The organism is Vibrio sp. B172a (genome assembly GCF_030248355.1).
In the GTDB taxonomy this organism is placed as follows: domain Bacteria; phylum Pseudomonadota; class Gammaproteobacteria; order Enterobacterales; family Vibrionaceae; genus Vibrio; species Vibrio owensii.
In genome coordinates, this window is sequence record NZ_JAHGAC010000007.1 from 217,842 (window position 1) to 237,897 (window position 20,056).

Below are 20,056 nucleotides of genomic sequence, written 5' to 3' on the forward strand. Positions count from 1 at the left end.
ACTGACGTTGTTAGTGAACGACATGTTCACAAAACGAGCCAATAGACCCGACTGCCTATTGGCTTCTTTTTTGTCTGTTGAACAGGGAATAATAAAATGCCCAAGCACCGTCTGTAGACACAAGCACTTGGGCATTCTAGGGCGCGTTGAATTAGCTATTGGCAATGAACTGAGCGCGCAACTTCTCTATCTCATCACGTTTTTGGGCTGCCAACTCAAACTCAAGGTCTTGGGCGTGTTGGTACATCGCCGCTTCCAAACGACTGATCTCTTTCTCCAACTGCTGCGGAGACATAATCTCGTAGGTTTGCGAAGGTTCTGCCACTTTCGATAGCGGTACTTGCTTAGTATTGCGCTGACGCTTCGACTTAGTGATATCACCCAATTCCATGATGTCTTTAATATTGCGCTTCAAGGCCTGAGGCTCAATACCCATCTCTGCGTTATACGCTTTTTGCTTCTCACGGCGACGATCCGTTTCGTCCATCGCTTTCTTCATCGACTTAGTGATCGAATCCGCGTACAGAATTGCTTTGCCCTCGATGTTACGAGCAGCACGACCAATGGTCTGGATCAGTGAACGTTCGGAGCGCAAGAAGCCTTCTTTATCCGCATCTAGAATTGCCACCAGCGACACTTCAGGCATGTCCAAACCTTCTCGTAACAAGTTGATGCCTACCAACACATCGAACTCGCCTAAACGAAGGTCGCGAATGATTTCAACACGTTCTACCGTATCAATATCTGAGTGAAGATAACGAACTCTCACATCGTGCTCATGTAGGTATTCGGTCAAGTCTTCTGCCATACGCTTGGTTAACGTCGTCACCAGAACGCGCTCATCTTTCGCCGCTCGAATTCGAATTTCAGACAACAAGTCATCAACCTGAGTCGCTACCGGACGTACTTCCAACTCTGGGTCAAGCAGACCTGTCGGACGTACCACCTGATCAGCAATTTCATCGGCTGATTTTTCAAGCTCGTAGTTACCCGGTGTCGCCGAGACAAATATCGTCTGCGGAGAAATTGCTTCAAACTCTTCGAACTTCATCGGACGGTTATCCAATGCAGAAGGTAGGCGGAAACCAAACTCCACCAGCGTCTCTTTACGTGAACGGTCACCTTTATACATGGCACCAATCTGCGGAACCGTCACGTGGGACTCATCGATGATCAGCAAACCATCGTGAGGCAAATAATCAAACAGTGTCGGTGGCGGCTCACCCTCCGCTCGTCCACTCAAGTAACGAGAGTAGTTTTCGATACCTGAACAGAAGCCAAGCTCGTTCATCATCTCAATATCGAACTGAGTTCGTTGGCTGATGCGTTGTTCTTCTAGAAGCTTGTTGTTATCCAGAAGCTGCTTCTTACGTACTTCAAGCTCGTCTTTAATGCTTTCAATGGCATCGAGAATACGCTCACGTGGCGTAACATAGTGCGTCTTTGGATAAATAGTATAACGTGGCAAGTCGCGCTGCTTTACCACACCAGTCAATGGGTCGAAAACGCTGATGCAATCAACTTCATCGTCAAACATCTCTACGCGTACCGCATCTTGGTCTGATTCGGCTGGAAAGATGTCAATCACTTCACCTCGAACACGGAACTGGCCACGTTCAAATGCGACGTCATTGCGTGAGTATTGCAGTTCTGCAAGGCGACGTAGCATATCGCGCTGATCAATCACATCACCGCGACGTAAGTGCAACATCATTTGTAGATACGATTCAGGGTCACCCAAACCATAGATAGCCGATACCGATGCGACAATAATGGCATCTTTACGTTCTAGTAGTGCTTTTGTAGCGGACAAACGCATTTGTTCAATATGCGCGTTAACTGAAGCGTCTTTCTCTATAAAGGTATCCGTGGTCGGAACGTACGCTTCTGGTTGGTAGTAGTCGTAGTACGACACAAAGTATTCCACCGCGTTATTGGGGAAGAAAGACTTCATTTCGCCGTACAATTGAGCAGCTAAGGTTTTGTTAGGGGCAAGAAGAATCGCTGGTCGCTGTGCTTCTGCGATAACATTTGCCAGTGTGAATGTTTTACCAGAGCCAGTTACGCCCAATAATGTCTGATGAGCAAGACCTGCATCTAACCCTTCTAACAACTGCTTAATCGCGGTTGGCTGATCACCGGATGGTTGATATTCAGAGACCAGTTCATAAACTTTACTCATACCCTTCCTTAAATTTACTGCACTTTGGCTGTATATATATACACCTTGTTAGATGAAATCTACGTCTATTTTAGATTTATAGCTCATTGTAATTAATTTTTGCGCTTTCTTTACTTTGATCTAGCCTTACTCAGGCGACTCTGTTATAGTCTTTCGCCCTAGTTGATGAACGTCCCCAAATCATCACAATTTAGTTTCCACAACTTTTCCCCAGAAACACCCAATATTATCCTTTATCCCCAAAAGACCAAATCTTATCCACTTTAAGCAATTTTGCGTCGAATTAAATAAATCACTGTTTTATATGATTATTCAGTGCATATTTCTGATTAAAAATTCAAAACAAATCAGCACTGTTGCATATAAAAGATCTTTACTCAGATCTCATCAACATACTTATCCACAATTTTGGTGGATAACTAACTCCAGCCCTTTACTGATAAGGCATACAAAAAAGTAAAGAAAAAAAAGCACTATTTTTTGCTAGAAATGTGTATTTTTGGTGTTGACAGAAATATAGGTGCTCGGTAAGATTCGACCCGCTTTCAAGCAAAGCAATTCCTCCTTAGCTCAGTCGGTAGAGCGACGGACTGTTAATCCGCAGGTCGCTGGTTCGAATCCAGCAGGAGGAGCCAAATTCCCGAAAAGCCCAGTTGAAAAACTGGGCTTTTTTCGTATCTGCCCTTCTTGAATGTTAACATCAAGATAGGCGCTGTATCGTTTCATCAATACGTCTCTTTGTAAGTCCGGCTAACTTAAGCTCTTTCGTCAGCAGCTTGTACTATCAATTCGCCCACAAGTTCACTGTATCAACAATAAATTTGCATATCTCAAGGCAATTTAAATACATAAGCCATTGAATTTCAGATTAATGCAAATTAATCATTCAAAAAATGAAAAGCATTCATTTTACTCATAGATAGTAAATCCATACGATTGACAGGGTTAAGAATGGTTCCGTCCTACTCGTCGCCTCCATTCTATTTATCAATAACTTAGGGATTTACTAATGACTATTCCGACGACTGATATGCTAGAAGCATGGGCTGGATTCACTGCTGGTGAATGGCAAAACTCTGTCAACACTCGTGACTTCATCCAAAAAAACTACACACCATATGAGGGAGACGAGTCCTTCTTAGCCGAGGTTAGCGCATCTACTTCAGCATTATGGAACCAAGTGCTTGAAGGCATTAAACAAGAAAGCCGCACACACGCTCCTGTTGATTTCGATACCGATCTGCCATCAACGATTACTTCTCACGATGCGGGTTACATCAACAAAGATCTAGAAAAGATCGTTGGCTTACAAACCGATCAGCCTCTAAAACGTGCAATCATCGCTAATGGTGGTATTCGCATGGTGAAAAACTCGTGCGAAGTTTATGGCCGCGAATTGGATCCAACGGTTGAAAAGATCTTCACTGAATACCGTAAAACTCACAACAAAGCGTGTTTCGACCTTTACACCAAAGAAATCCTAGCGTGTCGTAAATCAGGCATCATCACTGGTCTTCCTGATGCCTATGGCCGTGGTCGTATTATTGGTGACTACCGTCGTATCGCCCTTTACGGTATCGACTACTTAAAAGCGGACAAAAAAGAGCAATACAACTCGACACAAACTTTCTTAGAGCGCGGTGGCGATCTTGAGAAAACGCTTCGTCTACGTGAAGAAATTGCAGACCAAGTTCAAGCGCTTGAAGACATTCGTCAAATGGGTTTGAAATACGGTATTGATATGTCGCTACCTGCAAAAACAGCGCAAGAAGCGATTCAATTTACCTACTTTGGTTACTTGGCGGCAGTTAAATCACAAAATGGCGCAGCAATGTCATTAGGTCGTACATCGACTTTCCTAGACGTATACCTAGAACGTGATATCGCAAATGGCTTGATTGATGAATCACAAGCGCAAGAGATGATCGACCACTTCATCATGAAACTGCGCATGGTTCGCTTCCTTCGTACACCGGAATACGATTCATTGTTCTCTGGCGACCCAATCTGGGCAACAGAAGCGATGGCAGGTATGGGTGTTGATGGCCGTACGCTAGTATCTAAAACGACATTCCGATACTTACATACGCTACATACGATGGGCCCTGCTCCTGAACCAAACATGACGATTCTTTGGTCAGAGCAATTGCCAGAAGCATTCAAGCAATACGCTGCAAAAGTGTCGATTGATACCTCTTCTGTTCAATACGAAAACGACGATCTAATGCGTCCTGATTTCGACAATGACGACTACGCGATTGCATGTTGTGTGAGCCCACAGATTGTTGGTCAGCACATGCAGTTCTTTGGTGCACGTGCCAACCTTGCAAAAGCGCTTCTGTACACCATCAACGGTGGTATCGATGAAAAATCGAAAGCGCAAGTGGGTCCGGTAGTGGACAAAGTTCAAGATGAAATTCTCGACTTTGACGCTTTGATGCCACGCTTCGACAACATGTTGGAATGGCTAGCAACACAATACGTCACAGCGTTGAACATCATCCACTACTCGCATGACCGTTACAGCTACGAAGCATCACTGATGGCATTGATGGATCGCGACGTGCACCGCACCATGGCGTGTGGTATTGCTGGTCTGTCTGTTGTCGCTGACTCTTTGGCAGCAATTAAATACGCGACAGTGAAACCTGTTCGTGATGAAGATGGCATCGCCTTTGATTTTGAAATCGAAGGTGATTATCCAAAATTTGGTAACAACGATGCCCGTGTTGATGACATCGCTTGTGATCTGGTTGAGCGCTTCATGAAGAAAATTCAGAAGATGCACACCTACCGCGAAGCATTGCCAACTCAATCGATCCTAACGATCACATCTAACGTGGTTTACGGCAAAAAAACGGGTAATACACCAGATGGCCGTCGCGCAGGTATGCCTTTTGGCCCGGGTGCAAACCCAATGCACGGTCGTGATGAAAAAGGGGCGGTTGCGTCTTTGGCATCGGTATCTAAACTGCCGTTTGCTTACGCGAAAGATGGTATTTCTTACACCTTCTCAATTGTGCCTAACGCGTTAGGTAAAGATGAACTAAGTCAGAAGAAAAACCTAGCCGCGCTAATGGATGGTTACTTCCATCACGAAGCAAGCAACGAGGGCATTGCGATTGAAGGTGGCCAACACCTTAACGTCAACGTTCTTAACCGAGAGATGTTATTGGATGCGGTTGAACATCCAGAGAAATACCCTCAGTTGACGATTCGAGTGTCTGGTTACGCGGTACGTTTTAACTCGCTAACTCGAGAGCAACAACAAGACGTGATCAGCCGAACTTTTACAGAAAAACTGTAATCGCGAGATTGTAAATTAATCAAAGCTCATACCTCTAACTCATTAGGGGTATGAGCTTTTATCGTTTCTGGCGAACCATACGAAGTGATACCAAAACCATCAACAACGCGTGCGTTAAATCAGTGGCGGTAATTGCGTTTTTCTTTGTTAACAACCATTCACCAAACTTTTCAATTTCTTATTAATTCATCCGCTCACATCACATACACGTATAATTTTCCATCGGGTGCATAAAACCACACCGTTCTCTGGTTGTTATTGGTGTCACAAAACACGATAATATTGGGATCGGATTTTAAGAACGTAATAACTATGACCGAATATATTTTGTTGTTGGTCGGCACTGTGCTGGTGAACAACTTTGTACTGGTGAAGTTTTTAGGCTTGTGTCCTTTTATGGGCGTGTCTAAAAAACTGGAAACAGCAATTGGCATGGGCTTAGCTACAACTTTTGTACTAACGCTCGCGTCTGTGTGTGCATACTTGGTGGAAAGCTATGTTTTGCGTCCACTGGGCATCGAATATTTACGAACCATGAGCTTTATTTTGGTGATCGCTGTTGTTGTACAGTTCACCGAAATGGTCGTGCACAAAACCAGCCCGACGCTGTATCGTCTGTTGGGTATCTTCCTACCTCTGATCACAACGAACTGTGCGGTTCTGGGTGTTGCTCTACTTAACATCAACGAGAACCACAACTTTATCGAATCGATCATTTACGGTTTTGGCGCAGCGGTTGGCTTCTCTTTGGTACTGATCCTATTTGCGTCAATGCGTGAACGTATTGCTGCAGCTGATGTACCTGTGCCATTTAAAGGCGCATCGATTGCGATGATCACCGCAGGCCTTATGTCTCTTGCCTTTATGGGCTTTACAGGTTTGGTGAAGTAAACGATGAGTACGATTTTAATTGCGATCATCGCTCTTGCTGCCCTCGCTGCTGTTTTCGGAGCGATACTCGGTTTTGCATCGATTCGCTTCAAAGTCGAAGCGGATCCAATTGTCGATCAAATCGACTCTATTCTCCCGCAAACTCAGTGTGGTCAGTGTGGCTACCCTGGTTGTCGTCCATACGCCGAAGCGATCGCTAACGGCGACAAAATCAATAAGTGTCCTCCAGGCGGTCAAGCGACCATTGAAAAACTGGCGGATCTGATGGGCGTTGAAGCGGAAGAGTCGGCACACGATCTCGACAGCAAAGTCAAAACCGTTGCTTTCATCCATGAAGACATGTGTATCGGTTGTACCAAATGTATTCAAGCGTGCCCTGTCGATGCGATTGTTGGTGGTACTAAAGCCCTTCATACCGTGATCAAAGACGAATGTACGGGTTGTGACTTGTGCGTTGCGCCTTGTCCAACTGACTGTATTGAAATGATTCCTGTGGAAACTACCACAGAGAGCTGGAAGTGGAAGCTTAACGCTATTCCAGTAGTTAACATTACGGATGCTGCCAATGCAGCGAACGTGACTGATTCAATTAAATAAGGTTTCGTATGTTGTCTTTGATTGAACAAATTCGTACTGGTTCGCTATGGGATTTCCCAGGCGGCGTGCATCCGGCAGAAAACAAAAAGCAATCCAACAAAACTGAATTGGTTCATGCCGCCATTCCGTCGGAAATCGTCCTACCTTTAAAACAACACATCGGTAAAGCAGGTAATCTGTTGATTGCTGTTGGTGACACAGTGTTGAAAGGTCAACAGCTAACGGCGTCAGACAGTGGTTTCACCGTTCCTGTTCATGCTCCAACTTCTGGGCAAGTAACAGCTATTGAGCCACGCACTGTTGCGCACCCATCAGGTTTAAGCGAACTGTGCGCAGTGATTACGCCAGATGGTAACGATACTTGGTGTGAGAAAACGCCAGTTGCCGATTACACCCAAGAATCTGCAGATGCGTTGATCGATGTGATTCGCCTTGCTGGTATCTCGGGCATGGGTGGCGCAGGCTTCCCAACGGCTAAGAAGATCCAATCGGGTATTGCACGTACCGAAATTCTTATCGTTAACGCGGCTGAATGTGAGCCTTACATCACCGCCGATGACAAACTCATGCAGGAACATGCAGACGAACTGATCCAAGGTATCGAGATCGTCGAGCATATCCTTAAGCCAAAACTGACCATCATTGGTATTGAAGATAACAAGCCAGCAGCAATCAAAGCGCTGGAACAAGCGGCGATGAACAAAGACATCGTGATCCGCGTTATCCCAACCAAATACCCTTCTGGTGGTGAGAAGCAGCTCATCAAGATTTTGACCAACAAAGAAGTTCCTAGCGGCGCTATCCCTGCAGATATTGGCATCCTGGTTCAAAACGTTGGTTCTCTCTACTCAATTAAACGTGCAGTGATCGATGGCGAACCTGTAGTCAATCGCATCGTGACTCTGACGGGTAAAACCTTCAAGCAACCACGTAACGTTTGGACACTTCTTGGTACGCCAGTACAAGCACTGTTAGACGAGTTTGGCTATAAAGCAGATAAGAAACTGCAGCGCCTAATCATGGGTGGTCCAATGATGGGCTTTACCCTACCCCACGCTCAGGTTCCTATCACTAAAACAGCAAACTGTATTCTGGCACCAAAGCGTCGAGAGATCGCTTCTGACCAATACGAAATGGAATGTATCCGTTGCAGCCAATGTGCGGAAGCGTGCCCTGCATCGCTATTGCCACAGCAGCTTCAGTGGTATGCGAAAAGCCAAGAATACGAAAAGCTCGAAGAGCTGAACTTAAAAGACTGTATTGAATGTGGCGCGTGCGCGTTTGTGTGCCCAAGTGAAATTCCACTGGTTCAATACTATCGTCAAGCGAAAGCTGAAATCCGTACACGCGCTCAAGAAGCGGCAGCAGCTGAACGAGCTAAGCTGCGCTTTGAAGAGAAGAAAGCGCGTATGGAACGCGAGAAAGCAGAACGTGAAAATCGCTTTAAGAAAGCCGCGGATGATCGTCGTAAAGACATGAAAGCCTCTGGCGGTGACGATGCGATTGCCGCAGCCATCGCTCGCGTGAAAGCACAAAAAGAGAATACCGAAGCGAAAGCCGAGCCAGCAGTGAAACCAGCGGTTGCAGCCGCGATTGCCAAAGCAAAAGCGAAACAAGCTGCAGCGGCTCAATCTGGCGCAGCCGAGCCTGATAACTCAGAAATGGCGAAGCTACGCGAAGAACGCAAACGTCTTGCTCGCGAACGCAAAGCGCAAAAAGAACAAGGCGACGCAGCTACAGATAATGCTGACGACAAGAAGTCAGCGGTTGCAGCAGCGATCGCCAGAGCTAAAGCGAAAAAGGCACAACAAGAGGATTCAACCGAATCTGTAGAAACGGAAACTCCTGCTGAACAAGCTGAAGATCCAAAGAAAGCCGCAGTTGCTGCAGCGATTGCTCGTGCAAAAGCGCGCAAAGCTCAGCAAGAAGAATCAACTGAATCTGTAGAAACGGAAACTCCTGCTGAACAAGCTGAAGATCCGAAGAAAGCCGCAGTTGCCGCTGCCATTGCTCGCGCTAAGGCACGTAAAGCTCAGCAAGAAGGCTCGACTGAACCTGCAGAAACAGAAGCACCTGCTGAACAAGCTGAAGATCCAAAGAAAGCCGCCGTTGCCGCAGCCATTGCTCGTGCCAAAGCACGTAAAGCTCAGCAAGAAGAGCAAACAGAACCTGTAGAAGCAGAGGCTCCTTCTGAAGAACCAGAAGTCGATCCAAAGAAAGCTGCGGTTGCCGCAGCCATTGCTCGTGCCAAAGCACGTAAAGCTCAGCAAGAAGCACAAACAGAATCTGTTGAAGAAACGCCTTCTGAAGAGCCGGAAGTGGATCCAAAGAAAGCTGCTGTTGCCGCAGCCATTGCGCGCGCCAAAGCACGTAAAGCTCAGCAAGAAGCGAATAAGAACAATACTGAGGAGAACGAGTAATGTCGTTTTTTATTGCCAGTTCACCACACGCTCACAGCCGTCGCAGCACGCCTGATTTGATGAAATGGGTAGCGCTGTGCGCTATTCCTGGCTTAGTAGCTCAAACCTACTTCTTTGGTTGGGGCACCATCATTCAACTCGTGTTCGCTATCGCGGTCGCAGTGTCACTTGAAGCATTAGTCATGCTTGTGCGTAAGCGTTCTCCAATGCGTGCGCTGCGTGATAACAGTGCCATCGTGACAGCATGGTTATTGGCTGTGGCAATCCCACCATGGTCCCCTTGGTGGATCATGGTTATCGGTTTGATTTTTGCCATCGTTATTGCAAAGCACTTATACGGTGGTATTGGTCAAAACCTATTTAACCCAGCGATGGTCGCTTACGTTGTGTTGCTCATCTCCTTCCCTGTCCAAATGACAAGTTGGAGCGCGCCTGTTTCATTGATGTCTGAGCACGTGACTTTTGCAGATGCGTTGTCTCTGATCTTCACTGGCTATGACTTTGATGGTTTGTCGCTGCAACAAGTTCGTGCCGGCGTGGATGGCGTAACAATGGCAACTCCATTAGATGCATTTAAAACTGGTATTCATACTGGTGCAACGCCAAGTGAGGTGCTATCACAACCAATGTTTGGCGGACTTGCGGGTATCGGTTGGCAATGGGTAAACCTAGCTTACTTGGTTGGTGGTCTAGTGATGATCAAAAAGCGCATCATCCAATGGTACATTCCAGTTGGTTTCCTAGGCAGCTTGGCACTGTTTAGTACCGTGTTTAGCTTGATCATGCCGGGAGAAACCGCGTCACCAATCTTCCACCTACTTTCAGGTGCAACGATGTTAGGCGCATTCTTTATCGCAACCGATCCTGTTTCGGCATCAACGACCGTGAAAGGTCGCTTAATTTTCGGTGCTCTGATCGGCGCGTTGGTATTCATTATTCGTAGTTGGGGTGGCTTCCCAGATGGCGTTGCGTTCGCCGTTCTGCTTGCCAATATGTGTGTACCGTTGATCGACTACTACACCAAACCAAGAACTTACGGTCACTGAGGTAAACATGTTAACCGCTATTAGAAAAAATGGTCTGACATTGGCGATCTTCGCCTGTGCAACAACCGGTCTTGTGGCACTGACTCAGTACCTAACAAAAGATCAAATTAAGCTTCAGGAACAAAAGCAATTGCTGTCGGTTCTTAACCAAGTGATTCCGGAAGAAATGCATGACAACAATCTTGTTGCGGCATGTACTATGGTCTCTGCGCCCGATCTAGGTACGGTTCGCTCGATGCCAACTTACATTGCCACCAAAGATGGTCAACCAACGGCAATGGCGATTGAGTCCATCGCACCAGATGGCTACAACGGTGAAATCAAAATCATCACCGGCATCGATAACCAAGGCAAAATCCTTGGTACTCGTATCCTAAGCCATCAAGAAACGCCGGGATTGGGTGATAAAATTGATTTACGCGTTACGGATTGGATCTTGAGCTTCACTGGTAAGCAAGTGACAGAAAGTAACTGGAATTCTTGGCGAGTTCGTAAAGATGGCGGCGATTTCGATCAGTTTACTGGCGCAACTATTACCCCTCGTGCGGTAGTGAAAGCGGTGAGAAACACAGTAAACTACGTAAATAAGTCTCGTGATGAGATTCTGAATCAGCCCCTAGACTGCGCAGGAGGCAACCATGAGTGAAAATAAACTGCTAATGAAAAACGGCATGTGGAGCAACAACCCTGCCCTAGTACAACTTCTGGGTTTGTGTCCTCTACTTGCGGTTTCTTCTACCATTACCAACGCCCTTGGTTTGGGTATTGCGACTTTGTTGGTGCTTGTCGGTTCTAACCTGACAGTTTCACTGATTCGTAACTACGTACCAAAAGAAATCCGTATTCCGGTTTTCGTTATGATCATCGCAGCCTTGGTAACTTGTGTTCAACTCTTGATGAACGCTTATGCCTACGGATTGTATCTATCTCTGGGCATCTTCATCCCACTGATCGTGACCAACTGTATTATTATTGGCCGTGCAGAAGCTTATGCCTCGAAGAATGATCCATTGCCAGCAGCATTGGATGGTTTCTGGATGGGGCTTGGTATGACAACCGTATTGGTTGTACTTGGCGCTATGCGTGAACTTATCGGTAACGGCACCTTGTTCGATGGTGCAGACCTATTATTGGGTGACTGGGCTGCGGCACTGCGTATTCAAGTTTTCCACTTCGATAGCAGCTTCTTACTGGCATTGTTGCCGCCAGGTGCGTTTATCGGCGTAGGACTTTTGATTGCGTTGAAAAACGTTATCGACAGCTCAATTCAGGAACGTCAGCCGAAAGAAGAAAAACCAGCCATTGAGCGCGCCCGCGTAACTAACGCATAATACAAGAATTCTAAAATCAAGGCTCTACCACTCGTAGGGCCTTTTTCATAAACCGCAAAGACGGGTTTGGAAGTCAGCAATGAACAAAGTCAAAAGAATTGAAATTCTCGAACGACTCCGAGAAAACAATCCCAATCCTCAGACGGAGCTCAACTGGAGCACACCGTTTGAGTTGCTTATCGCCGTACTGCTTTCTGCGCAGGCGACGGACGTAAGCGTAAACAAAGCAACAGACAAGCTCTACCCTGTTGCGAACACGCCACAAGGCATTCTTGATTTGGGTGTCGATGGTTTAAAGGAATACATCAAAACCATCGGACTGTTTAATTCAAAAGCCGAAAACACCATCAAAACTTGTAAGATCTTGCTAGAGAAGCACAACGGCGAAGTGCCAGAAGATCGTGCAGCGCTTGAAGCTTTGCCGGGTGTAGGTCGTAAAACCGCTAACGTAGTACTGAATACCGCCTTCGGTTGGCCAACTATTGCAGTGGACACGCACATCTATCGTGTTTCTAACCGTACAAAGTTTGCGATGGGTAAAACCGTCGACGACGTAGAAGAAAAACTGCTTAAAGTGGTGCCAAAAGAGTTTAAGCTTGATGTACACCACTGGCTGATCCTTCATGGTCGCTATACCTGTGTGGCGAGAAAGCCTCGCTGTGGCAGTTGTATCATCGAAGATCTGTGTGAATTCAAAGAAAAAGTGTACCCAGACGAATAACCCCGTCTGAAACAATCGCTAGGAGCAAATAATGTCAAACGGTCGAATTCTTCACACCATGCTACGCGTGGGTGATCTAGACAAATCTATCAAGTTCTACACTGAAGTAATGGGCATGCAGCTACTTCGTACCAATGAAAACAAAGAGTACGAGTACACGCTGGCATTCCTAGGCTACGGTGATGAGTCTCAAGGTGCCGTCATCGAGCTTACTTACAACTGGGGTACAACCGAGTACGACTTAGGCTCTGCATTTGGCCATATCGCAATTGGCGTAGACGATATCTACTCAACTTGCGACGCAATCAAAGCAGCTGGTGGCAATGTCACTCGTGAAGCCGGCCCAGTAAAAGGCGGTACAACGCACATCGCTTTCGTGAAAGACCCTGATGGCTACATGATTGAGTTGATTCAAAACAAACAAGCGTCAGCAGGACTAGAAGGCTAACAAGCTCTTTTATTGAAACACGCTATATTGAAACACGCGATGTTTTTGCAGGCAGGTCTGAGACCTGCCTTTCTTTTATCAACAAATTACTTTACTTGATAATAATTATCGTTTAGATTTGTCCGCAACATCGATATGTGGGACACGATAATGATCAGTGAATGGGAAAAACACACACTTCTAGCCGATACTGCACTTCAACTAGATGACCCTGTTCGCAGCATTCTTCATTACCAGCAAGCCCTTAGCCTGAGTGAAGATATTAGCGAATGCGTGGAAATAGAAGCCGACGAGAGATTATTGATTTCGGTGATTTCATGCCATAACCTCGCCCAATTCTGGCGTTGGGCTGGTGATACCGAATATGAGCTCAAATATCTTCAACTGGCTTCGGAGAAAGTACTCACTCTGATTCCTCAATGCCCAAACAAAGATTGTGCAAGCTTTATTGATTCCATTGGCTGTTGCACAAAAGCACTGATTGATTTCATGAAGCGCCATCCCAACCCAGCAATCGCAAAACAAGTCGAGAAAATCGATACCGCGACCAATTGTGAAATCATTGCTAAGTTCCGCCTAAACTAAAACACATAACACATAGCACAAAGCTAAGCGGCAACGAATAAAATAAACAACGTCAAACGGATACAAAAACGCCAGAGTCAAACTCTGGCGTTTTTATTGGTTAACTTCAGTTAGACCTGAGTACGTCCCAGCGAAATTACTACGCGACGGTTTTTATCTTTACCAATTGGTGAGCCATTGTCTGCAATTGGACGACGCTTGCCGTAACCTTGCACTTGAATGCGATCTCCAGATAGCCCTAGCGACTCAAAGTAAGTACGTAATGATTCAGCACGTCGCTCCGATAAGCTTTGACTTGCGCTCTTACCATCCGTTGAATCGGTATAAGTCGCCACCAGCACCAAATCGATATCTTGATTATGACGAACATAATCAGCAATTTGCGACAAACGCTTCTTCGAGGCTTTAGTTAACTGATCGCCTTGGCGTTCATAGTGAAGAATCGTGAAGGCGATATCTTCGAAACTGTACTTCAGCAAGTTAGCAATACAGTTACTAAAAGCGTTGTATTTGCTTTGGAACAATACCGAGGACAACGCGACTTCAATACGCTGATCACGGCTCTGCCAATCTTGGTAACTAAACGTTGGGTAGCGCCCTTTTTCTAGCTCAGACAGAATGCCCCAAGCGGTTTGCCCGCCAACATAACCATCAAACTGCTTGAAGAACCTCAGGTTAGTAATACGATCGGCATTCTCACCCGGACGCCAAGGTGGTGGCATAGAAATCAAACTAACGTTACGCGTTTCCCCCATAGGGCGACGCATCTTTAGCTCAAAATCCAAGTTAATCTTTTTACTCGCACGAGACGAAAATACCGCGTCACCAAACCCAGGGATAGGATGCACAAGCTGGCATTCCAATGGCGTGTTCATCACCATTTCCCATTGTGATTGCTGCGGTGTAGCAACATAACGCTTCCCCATCGACGCAAAACTGTTCGCGCTAAGCAAAGACATCAAGATACCACTGGTTACTAGCCATTTATTCATCTAAGTACTTCTCTCAAACGGCAGTCTATTGCCGCTTACATGAATCAATTGAAAACATGCAGAACAATGCAAAAATCCCGCCAACATGGAATTTGCAAGGGGTTATAAGGAGTTACCCCCCACTTTGGCAAGTGCATAAAATGGTAAATAACATCACGAGAATAACAGGTGACCGACTACCTTGTTTTTGGTTATAACCCTTACTGGTTAACGGAGGAATAGAATTCTACATTTCTCCGAAATTGCGGTTTTTCTCATCGGTAGAATCTGCAATAATGCAGCCTTCGTCACACAAATATAAGCCAACATGACAATAGAAAATGAAGCTCTGACCCTGAAAAAACGTTTTCGTGGTTATTTTCCAGTGGTAGTTGATGTTGAGACCGCAGGTTTCAATGCTCAAACTGATGCACTTTTAGAAATCTGCGCCGTTACCCTTAGCATGGATGAAAATGGCGATTTGCATCCTGCCTCGACCATTCATTTTCATATCGAACCTTTCGAAGGCGCGAACTTAGAAAAAGAAGCCCTTGAATTCAATGGTATTCGTGACCCATTCAGCCCTTTACGTGGAGCAGTTTCAGAACAAGAAGCACTCAAAGAAATCTACAAGCTGATCCGTAAAGAACAAAAAGCGGCCGATTGTTCACGGGCCATCATGGTGGCACACAACGCTGCTTTCGACTTAAGTTTTGTTAATGCAGCTAACGAGCGCTGCAAACTAAAAAGAGTCCCTTTCCATCCATTTGCCACTTTTGATACCGCAACATTAAGTGGGCTTGCTTATGGTCAAACTGTTCTCGCTAAAGCATGTAAAGCTGCAGGGATGGAATTCGACAATCGTGAGGCACATTCTGCCCTATACGATACACAACAAACTGCAGAGTTATTCTGTGGCATCGTCAACAAATGGAAGGCCCTAGGCGGTTGGCCGCTTGTCGACGAAGAATAATAAATAAACACAACATATTAGGAAAAGTATGAATCCTGTCGTTATATCTGTGTGCGTCATGCTCGTGTTAGCATTGATGCGCGTAAACGTGGTGGTTGCCCTCACGTTTAGTGCCATCGTTGGTGGCCTTGTTGCAGGCATGAGCCTTGGGGATACGGTTGCTGCATTTGAAAGCGGTCTAGGTGGCGGTGCGACTATCGCGCTAAGCTACGCAATGCTGGGTACTTTCGCTGTTGCGATTTCTCGTTCTGGCATCACTGACCTTCTGGCAAAAAGCGTTATCAAGCGCCTAAATGGTAAAGAGAGCTCTGCGTCGACTACGGGTCTAAAATACGCAGTATTGGTTGCTCTTGTACTTGTTACCATGTCATCTCAAAACGTGATTCCGGTACATATCGCCTTCATTCCAATTTTGATTCCACCTCTTTTGGGCGTATTCGCTAAGCTGAAGCTGGACCGTCGTTTGGTTGCTTGTGTGCTTACCTTTGGTTTGATCACGCCATACATGGTTCTACCAATCGGTTTTGGTGGCATCTTCCTAAACAACATCCTATTGAAGAACTTGCATGACAATGGTCTAACAGACGTTGTGGCAAGCCAAGTACCGACAGCAATGCTGTTGCCGGGTGCAGGTATGTTGTTTGGTCTTCTAACTGCGATCTTCTTTAGCTACCGTAAACCTCGTGAATACAAAGAGACTGAGCTGACCGTTGTTCAAGAATCTGAAGAGAAGCTAAACAAAAAGCATATCGTGGTTGCAGGCTTAGGTATTCTTGCTGCGCTAAGCGTACAGCTATACACGGGCTCAATGATCATCGGTGCACTAGCAGGCTTCATGGTGTTCACTTTCGGTGGTGTTATCGCATGGAAAGAAACGCACGACGTGTTCACTAAAGGTGTACACATGATGGCAATGATTGGCTTCATCATGATTGCGGCGGCAGGTTTCGCTGCAGTAATGAAGCAAACTGGCGGTGTTGAGACGCTTGTACAATCGCTATCAACCAGCATCGGTGACAACAAGCCTCTTGCAGCACTACTAATGCTTATCGTTGGTCTGTTGGTAACAATGGGTATCGGCTCATCGTTCTCTACGATTCCAATCCTTGCAACTATCTATGTGCCGCTTTCGCTAGCATTTGGTTTCTCACCGATGGCGACAATCGCACTAGTAGGTACAGCAGCAGCTCTAGGTGACGCGGGTTCTCCTGCTTCTGACTCAACGTTAGGTCCAACATCGGGTCTAAACGCCGATGGTCAGCACGAGCACATTTGGGAAACCGTAGTACCGACATTTATCCACTACAACATCCCTCTGATCATCTTCGGTTGGATTGCTGCAATGGTGCTGTAATTGCGTCATTGAATGGATACAACTCGTTACGAAAAAGCCGCTCATTGAGGAGCGGCTTTTTGTTGTTCAGGTTTTGAAAACCGTTTCGGATTATTGCGCTGGCATGTTGTCGATAATGCGCTCGCGAATCAGCTTCAACGTGTTTTCTGTCGACACATAATCCACTTCAATCGGGAAGTAAGCGTCGTTAATTTGCAGTACCAAACTCGGGTAAGAATTTACACCAAGACTCTTAGCAAGGCTTAACTGGTCTTGGAAAACACCTTCCAGCAAAGTGCCATCCATATCGTTCTTGAACTGCTGAACGTTTAAACCAATCTCTCTAGCAAGTTGCAGATGAGTTGCTTCTTCATGAGGCGGCATCGCACGTAAGTAGTAAGCGTGTTGAATCGCCTCTAGCATCTGCTCATAAGAATCTTGGAAGCCTGCAGCGATAACGGCACGGCAAGATTGGTAAGTGCTACGTACTGGTGTGCACAACGTCCAGAAATCGTAGTTAAACTTGGTACCAAGCTGACCTTCGATTTGCTTCCAAATTTGCTCAATTTTCTGCTGCATTTCCGGTGGCATAGGCAGATTAGTATCTGGCGCGAGCCCACCCACAACATACTCAAACTGAATCACACCCGGCAGTTGCTGCTTCAATTTTTCGATGGTTGGTTTGTAGCCCCAACACCAGCTGCACATAGGATCATGTACGTAGTAAAGCTTTATATCCACTTTAATTTTTAAACCTATAAAATCAATCAGTTAAATCAAACAATTTTAAATAGTGGCGATGATGTGGCGACATATTTTTTGAAGTTCCCTAAAGTCTGGCGCTATCCAGTAAATGTTTACCATTGGAAACGGCCACGCAAGTTACGCCTCATGCTCCCCCAGAAAATGAAGGGGTTGCTGTGTTTGTTTTAAGTGTGTTGCAATCTTTAAGCTCAATTATACGTCCTAAAAAGTTTAAAAACTGTTTTATCTTAAAAAACCTTACGACAAAGATGTATGCATACATTTATCTACAAGTACGCTCTCTGAAACACCACCACTTAGCTTGAATTAAATTCATCGCGATAAACGTCAGAATAGTAACAAGATTCGATGTACCACTGATAGGACACAAAGCGCCCTCCCTCTATCCCTCACATAATCATACTTCCGACAATAGCCGACTAGTAACGACCACAGAAAAAGATTCAAAATTAAACTAAAATACAAACACTTAAAGAAATTTCGTTAGTTTTAATAGAATATAAAAACTGTGAACTACGGTACACAAAATTGGAGTCCCTAACTTTGACACCAACTCAAAAACATATGTATAAATATACATATAAATTTCGCTCTTTGTTAATTCGTGCCTAGGCAGATAAAACGCCGCAACAGAACGTTGGAAACGTGCTCCACTGCATCAGTTTTATCGACGGGGAAGCCCCACTAAAAACTAGTGGAGAGAAATATTTCCCAAACACACCCGACGTCTCGCAAACGGGCTGGGTTCGGTTTTGCTCTGAGCCGATGAAAGTGAAAGAGCATTCTCGTAAGGAGAAACAATTATGACTGATAAACTCAAACAGTTTCGTTCTTATCGCTACCTGAGAACTCAATCAAAGGTCGATAAAGCAACAAAAGAACGAACGCCACATGACATTGAACTAGAGCGAACACGTAATCACTTCAGACGGTTTCATGCTCGTGAGTTCTTAGCACTGAGGTAAATGAAATGCCGCAAAACACAGAGAACGACACAACTGGAATTTGGTTCAAGATGGACTCTGAAACCAACCGAAAGCTAGAAGAATCTGCAAAGTTCAACAAGCGAACAAAACGGCAAGAAGCAAGTTTCCGTTTAAGTGACCATCTGACTAAATTCGACCGACACATGACCCCCCGAGCTAAACCTTAGCGTTTTTTTAATCCAAAACATCCAATCTTGGGACGAAAGGAGTCTCACATGGATAACAAAGAGCTCATAGAGGGTAAGCTCACCCTCGACCAACAAACATACGATCTTCTCAACCAAGCCTCTCAACGCTCTTTTCGCTCCTTAAAAAAGGAAGCTTCCCTTCGCTTAATTGACCACGTACAACGATTTCATCACAGCCCACAAAACAAGCTTGATGAGATAGTGTTTAAAACGTCTATTAAGATCCCTATCAGGGTAAGAAAAAGCGTTGTACCTTGCCTGTATCGAGGTAAGTACAAAGTAAAAACCTTGGTTGACGAATACTCGATACGTTTAAAAGACCACTTAAAACGATACCCAACCATATCAGCAGTTGGTGTCGTACAGGAGGAAGAACATGCTCCTTGAGTTGAGCGCGTTAATCCCTCTACTCAATACCTGCCAAAGCCAAGTTGACGCAAGCATCCTCAAACGCCTCATCGATAATGAAAGCTCTCGTAATCCCTATGCTATCGCTGTAGTCGGAGCCAAACCTGTTAATCAACCCAAGACCAAACTTGAAGCCATCAAAATTGCAACCGATTTGGAAAAGCAAGGCTTTAAGTACAGCTTGGGATTGATGCAAATCTACAAAGAGAACTTTCCCGCCTATGGCATGACTATCGAAACCGCATTTGACGCTTGTAAAAGCATTGAGGTCGGAGCGGATATTTACGCTAAGTGTTACCACCGCGCAAAAGCGCAAACACCAAACAAGGCACACCAACAACTACTTGATGATGCCGCCTCTTGTTATTACTCCAATAACTTCACACGAGGCTATCAAGGTGAAGGAGAAAAAGGACTGAGCTACGTTGAGAAATTCAACCGAGCAAAGAAGCTTCCCTCCAACACCATTTCTGAATCTTACGACTCAACCATTGAGTCTTCTCAACCGTCAAAACCAACACCACCAAAGCAAGCCCATTCATGGGATGTCTTTGGTGACTTCTCTTATTAATAAGGAAATATTCAATGAACACCCTTAATTCAAACGCTCAAACATACATCAACCTTAAAGCGGCATTCATCGCCATGATGCTGATTATTGTTTGTCATCCAGCGATCGCTGCAGGAGGCTTAGATGAGGCAACGAACTGGGTAGATGAAATCGCGGATTGGGCATACAAACTCTTAGGCTCAGCCGTCTTTGTTTACAGTATCGTCATGGTCATCATGGCCTTGTTAGAGAAAAAAACATGGGGGGATGTGGGCATCAGCATCGCTAAAGCGGCAGCTGCTGGCGGTATCGTTGCAGCAGTCACTTACGCTTGGTCTATTTGGGGAAGCTAAT

Annotated in this window: 20 protein-coding genes and 1 tRNA gene; 18 read left to right on the forward strand and 3 right to left on the reverse strand. The window is 45.5% G+C overall.

The genetic code is table 11. The features are described 5' to 3' along the window. Positions 1–151: 151 nt before the first annotated feature. Positions 152–2,182 (reverse strand): excinuclease ABC subunit UvrB, encoded by a 2,031-nt coding sequence (gene uvrB, locus KIT90_RS08965; RefSeq protein WP_005439672.1) that lies wholly within the window; start codon positions 2,180–2,182, stop codon positions 152–154. A gap of 559 nt (positions 2,183–2,741) precedes the next feature. On the opposite strand from uvrB, the gene KIT90_RS08970 reads away from it, so the two are divergent. The 11 genes from KIT90_RS08970 to KIT90_RS09020 all read left to right on the forward strand — a co-directional run bounded on the left by KIT90_RS08970 (position 2,742) and on the right by KIT90_RS09020 (position 13,528). Continuing rightward, positions 2,742–2,817: transfer RNA gene (locus KIT90_RS08970), tRNA-Asn, on the forward strand. Between the two features lie 374 nt (positions 2,818–3,191). Next, entirely contained in the window at positions 3,192–5,489 is a 2,298-nt protein-coding gene (gene pflB / locus KIT90_RS08975; protein WP_285376336.1) for a formate C-acetyltransferase, read from the forward strand. 312 nt (positions 5,490–5,801) lie between these two features. Then, complete coding sequence (rsxA, locus tag KIT90_RS08980; protein WP_005425202.1) at positions 5,802–6,380, forward strand: electron transport complex subunit RsxA; 579 nt, start codon at positions 5,802–5,804, stop codon at positions 6,378–6,380. A gap of 3 nt (positions 6,381–6,383) precedes the next feature. Then, on the forward strand, positions 6,384–6,977 hold the full coding sequence (rsxB, locus tag KIT90_RS08985) for an electron transport complex subunit RsxB (protein WP_005439677.1): 594 nt from the start codon (positions 6,384–6,386) through the stop codon (positions 6,975–6,977). A gap of 8 nt (positions 6,978–6,985) precedes the next feature. Continuing rightward, entirely contained in the window at positions 6,986–9,397 is a 2,412-nt protein-coding gene (gene rsxC, locus KIT90_RS08990; RefSeq protein WP_285376337.1) for an electron transport complex subunit RsxC, read from the forward strand. Further along, complete coding sequence (rsxD, locus tag KIT90_RS08995; protein ID WP_009707287.1) at positions 9,397–10,443, forward strand: electron transport complex subunit RsxD; 1,047 nt, start codon at positions 9,397–9,399, stop codon at positions 10,441–10,443. The genes rsxC and rsxD overlap by 1 nt, the downstream gene beginning before the upstream one ends. A 7-nt stretch (positions 10,444–10,450) precedes the next feature. Then, complete coding sequence (rsxG, locus tag KIT90_RS09000; protein ID WP_005536427.1) at positions 10,451–11,089, forward strand: electron transport complex subunit RsxG; 639 nt, start codon at positions 10,451–10,453, stop codon at positions 11,087–11,089. Next, positions 11,082–11,774: an electron transport complex subunit E gene (locus KIT90_RS09005; RefSeq protein ID WP_005439683.1), complete on the forward strand. Its 693-nt coding sequence runs from the start codon at positions 11,082–11,084 to the stop codon at positions 11,772–11,774. The genes rsxG and KIT90_RS09005 overlap by 8 nt, the downstream gene beginning before the upstream one ends. Positions 11,775–11,853: 79 nt before the next feature. Further along, positions 11,854–12,495, forward strand: coding sequence for an endonuclease III (nth, locus tag KIT90_RS09010; RefSeq protein WP_005536424.1), 642 nt, complete (start codon positions 11,854–11,856; stop codon positions 12,493–12,495). Between the two features lie 31 nt (positions 12,496–12,526). After that, entirely contained in the window at positions 12,527–12,943 is a 417-nt protein-coding gene (gene gloA / locus KIT90_RS09015; RefSeq protein WP_020196364.1) for a lactoylglutathione lyase, read from the forward strand. A gap of 150 nt (positions 12,944–13,093) precedes the next feature. Then, positions 13,094–13,528, forward strand: coding sequence for a DUF2753 domain-containing protein (locus tag KIT90_RS09020; protein WP_005439686.1), 435 nt, complete (start codon positions 13,094–13,096; stop codon positions 13,526–13,528). A 110-nt stretch (positions 13,529–13,638) separates the two neighbouring features. On the opposite strand, the gene KIT90_RS09025 is transcribed toward KIT90_RS09020, so the two are convergent. Next, on the reverse strand, positions 13,639–14,520 hold the full coding sequence (locus KIT90_RS09025; RefSeq protein WP_171370640.1) for an OmpA family protein: 882 nt from the start codon (positions 14,518–14,520) through the stop codon (positions 13,639–13,641). Positions 14,521–14,827: 307 nt separating this feature from the next. On the opposite strand from KIT90_RS09025, the gene rnt reads away from it, so the two are divergent. Then, positions 14,828–15,472, forward strand: coding sequence for a ribonuclease T (gene rnt, locus KIT90_RS09030; RefSeq protein WP_005439693.1), 645 nt, complete (start codon positions 14,828–14,830; stop codon positions 15,470–15,472). Between the two features lie 28 nt (positions 15,473–15,500). After that, on the forward strand, positions 15,501–16,826 hold the full coding sequence (locus KIT90_RS09035; RefSeq protein ID WP_005444668.1) for a Na+/H+ antiporter family protein: 1,326 nt from the start codon (positions 15,501–15,503) through the stop codon (positions 16,824–16,826). Between the two features lie 90 nt (positions 16,827–16,916). Here the strand turns inward: KIT90_RS09035 and KIT90_RS09040 are convergent, their stop codons facing one another. After that, positions 16,917–17,546, reverse strand: coding sequence for a DsbA family protein (locus KIT90_RS09040; protein ID WP_054824057.1), 630 nt, complete (start codon positions 17,544–17,546; stop codon positions 16,917–16,919). 827 nt (positions 17,547–18,373) lie between these two features. On the opposite strand from KIT90_RS09040, the gene KIT90_RS09045 reads away from it, so the two are divergent. The 5 genes from KIT90_RS09045 to KIT90_RS09065 are packed head-to-tail and all read left to right on the forward strand — an operon-like array spanning position 18,374 to position 20,055. After that, positions 18,374–18,535, forward strand: a complete 162-nt coding sequence (locus tag KIT90_RS09045; protein WP_005430811.1) for a hypothetical protein — start codon at positions 18,374–18,376, stop codon at positions 18,533–18,535. A gap of 50 nt (positions 18,536–18,585) precedes the next feature. Continuing rightward, positions 18,586–18,723 (forward strand): TraY domain-containing protein, encoded by a 138-nt coding sequence (locus KIT90_RS09050; protein WP_230677206.1) that lies wholly within the window; start codon positions 18,586–18,588, stop codon positions 18,721–18,723. Between the two features lie 48 nt (positions 18,724–18,771). Beyond that, complete coding sequence (locus KIT90_RS09055) at positions 18,772–19,131, forward strand: TraY domain-containing protein (protein ID WP_005430748.1); 360 nt, start codon at positions 18,772–18,774, stop codon at positions 19,129–19,131. Then, positions 19,121–19,723: a lytic transglycosylase domain-containing protein gene (locus tag KIT90_RS09060; protein WP_285376342.1), complete on the forward strand. Its 603-nt coding sequence runs from the start codon at positions 19,121–19,123 to the stop codon at positions 19,721–19,723. The genes KIT90_RS09055 and KIT90_RS09060 overlap by 11 nt, the downstream gene beginning before the upstream one ends. 14 nt (positions 19,724–19,737) lie before the next feature. Beyond that, positions 19,738–20,055, forward strand: coding sequence for a conjugal transfer protein (locus KIT90_RS09065; protein ID WP_285376343.1), 318 nt, complete (start codon positions 19,738–19,740; stop codon positions 20,053–20,055). The last annotated feature ends 1 nt before the right edge of the window (position 20,056 follow it).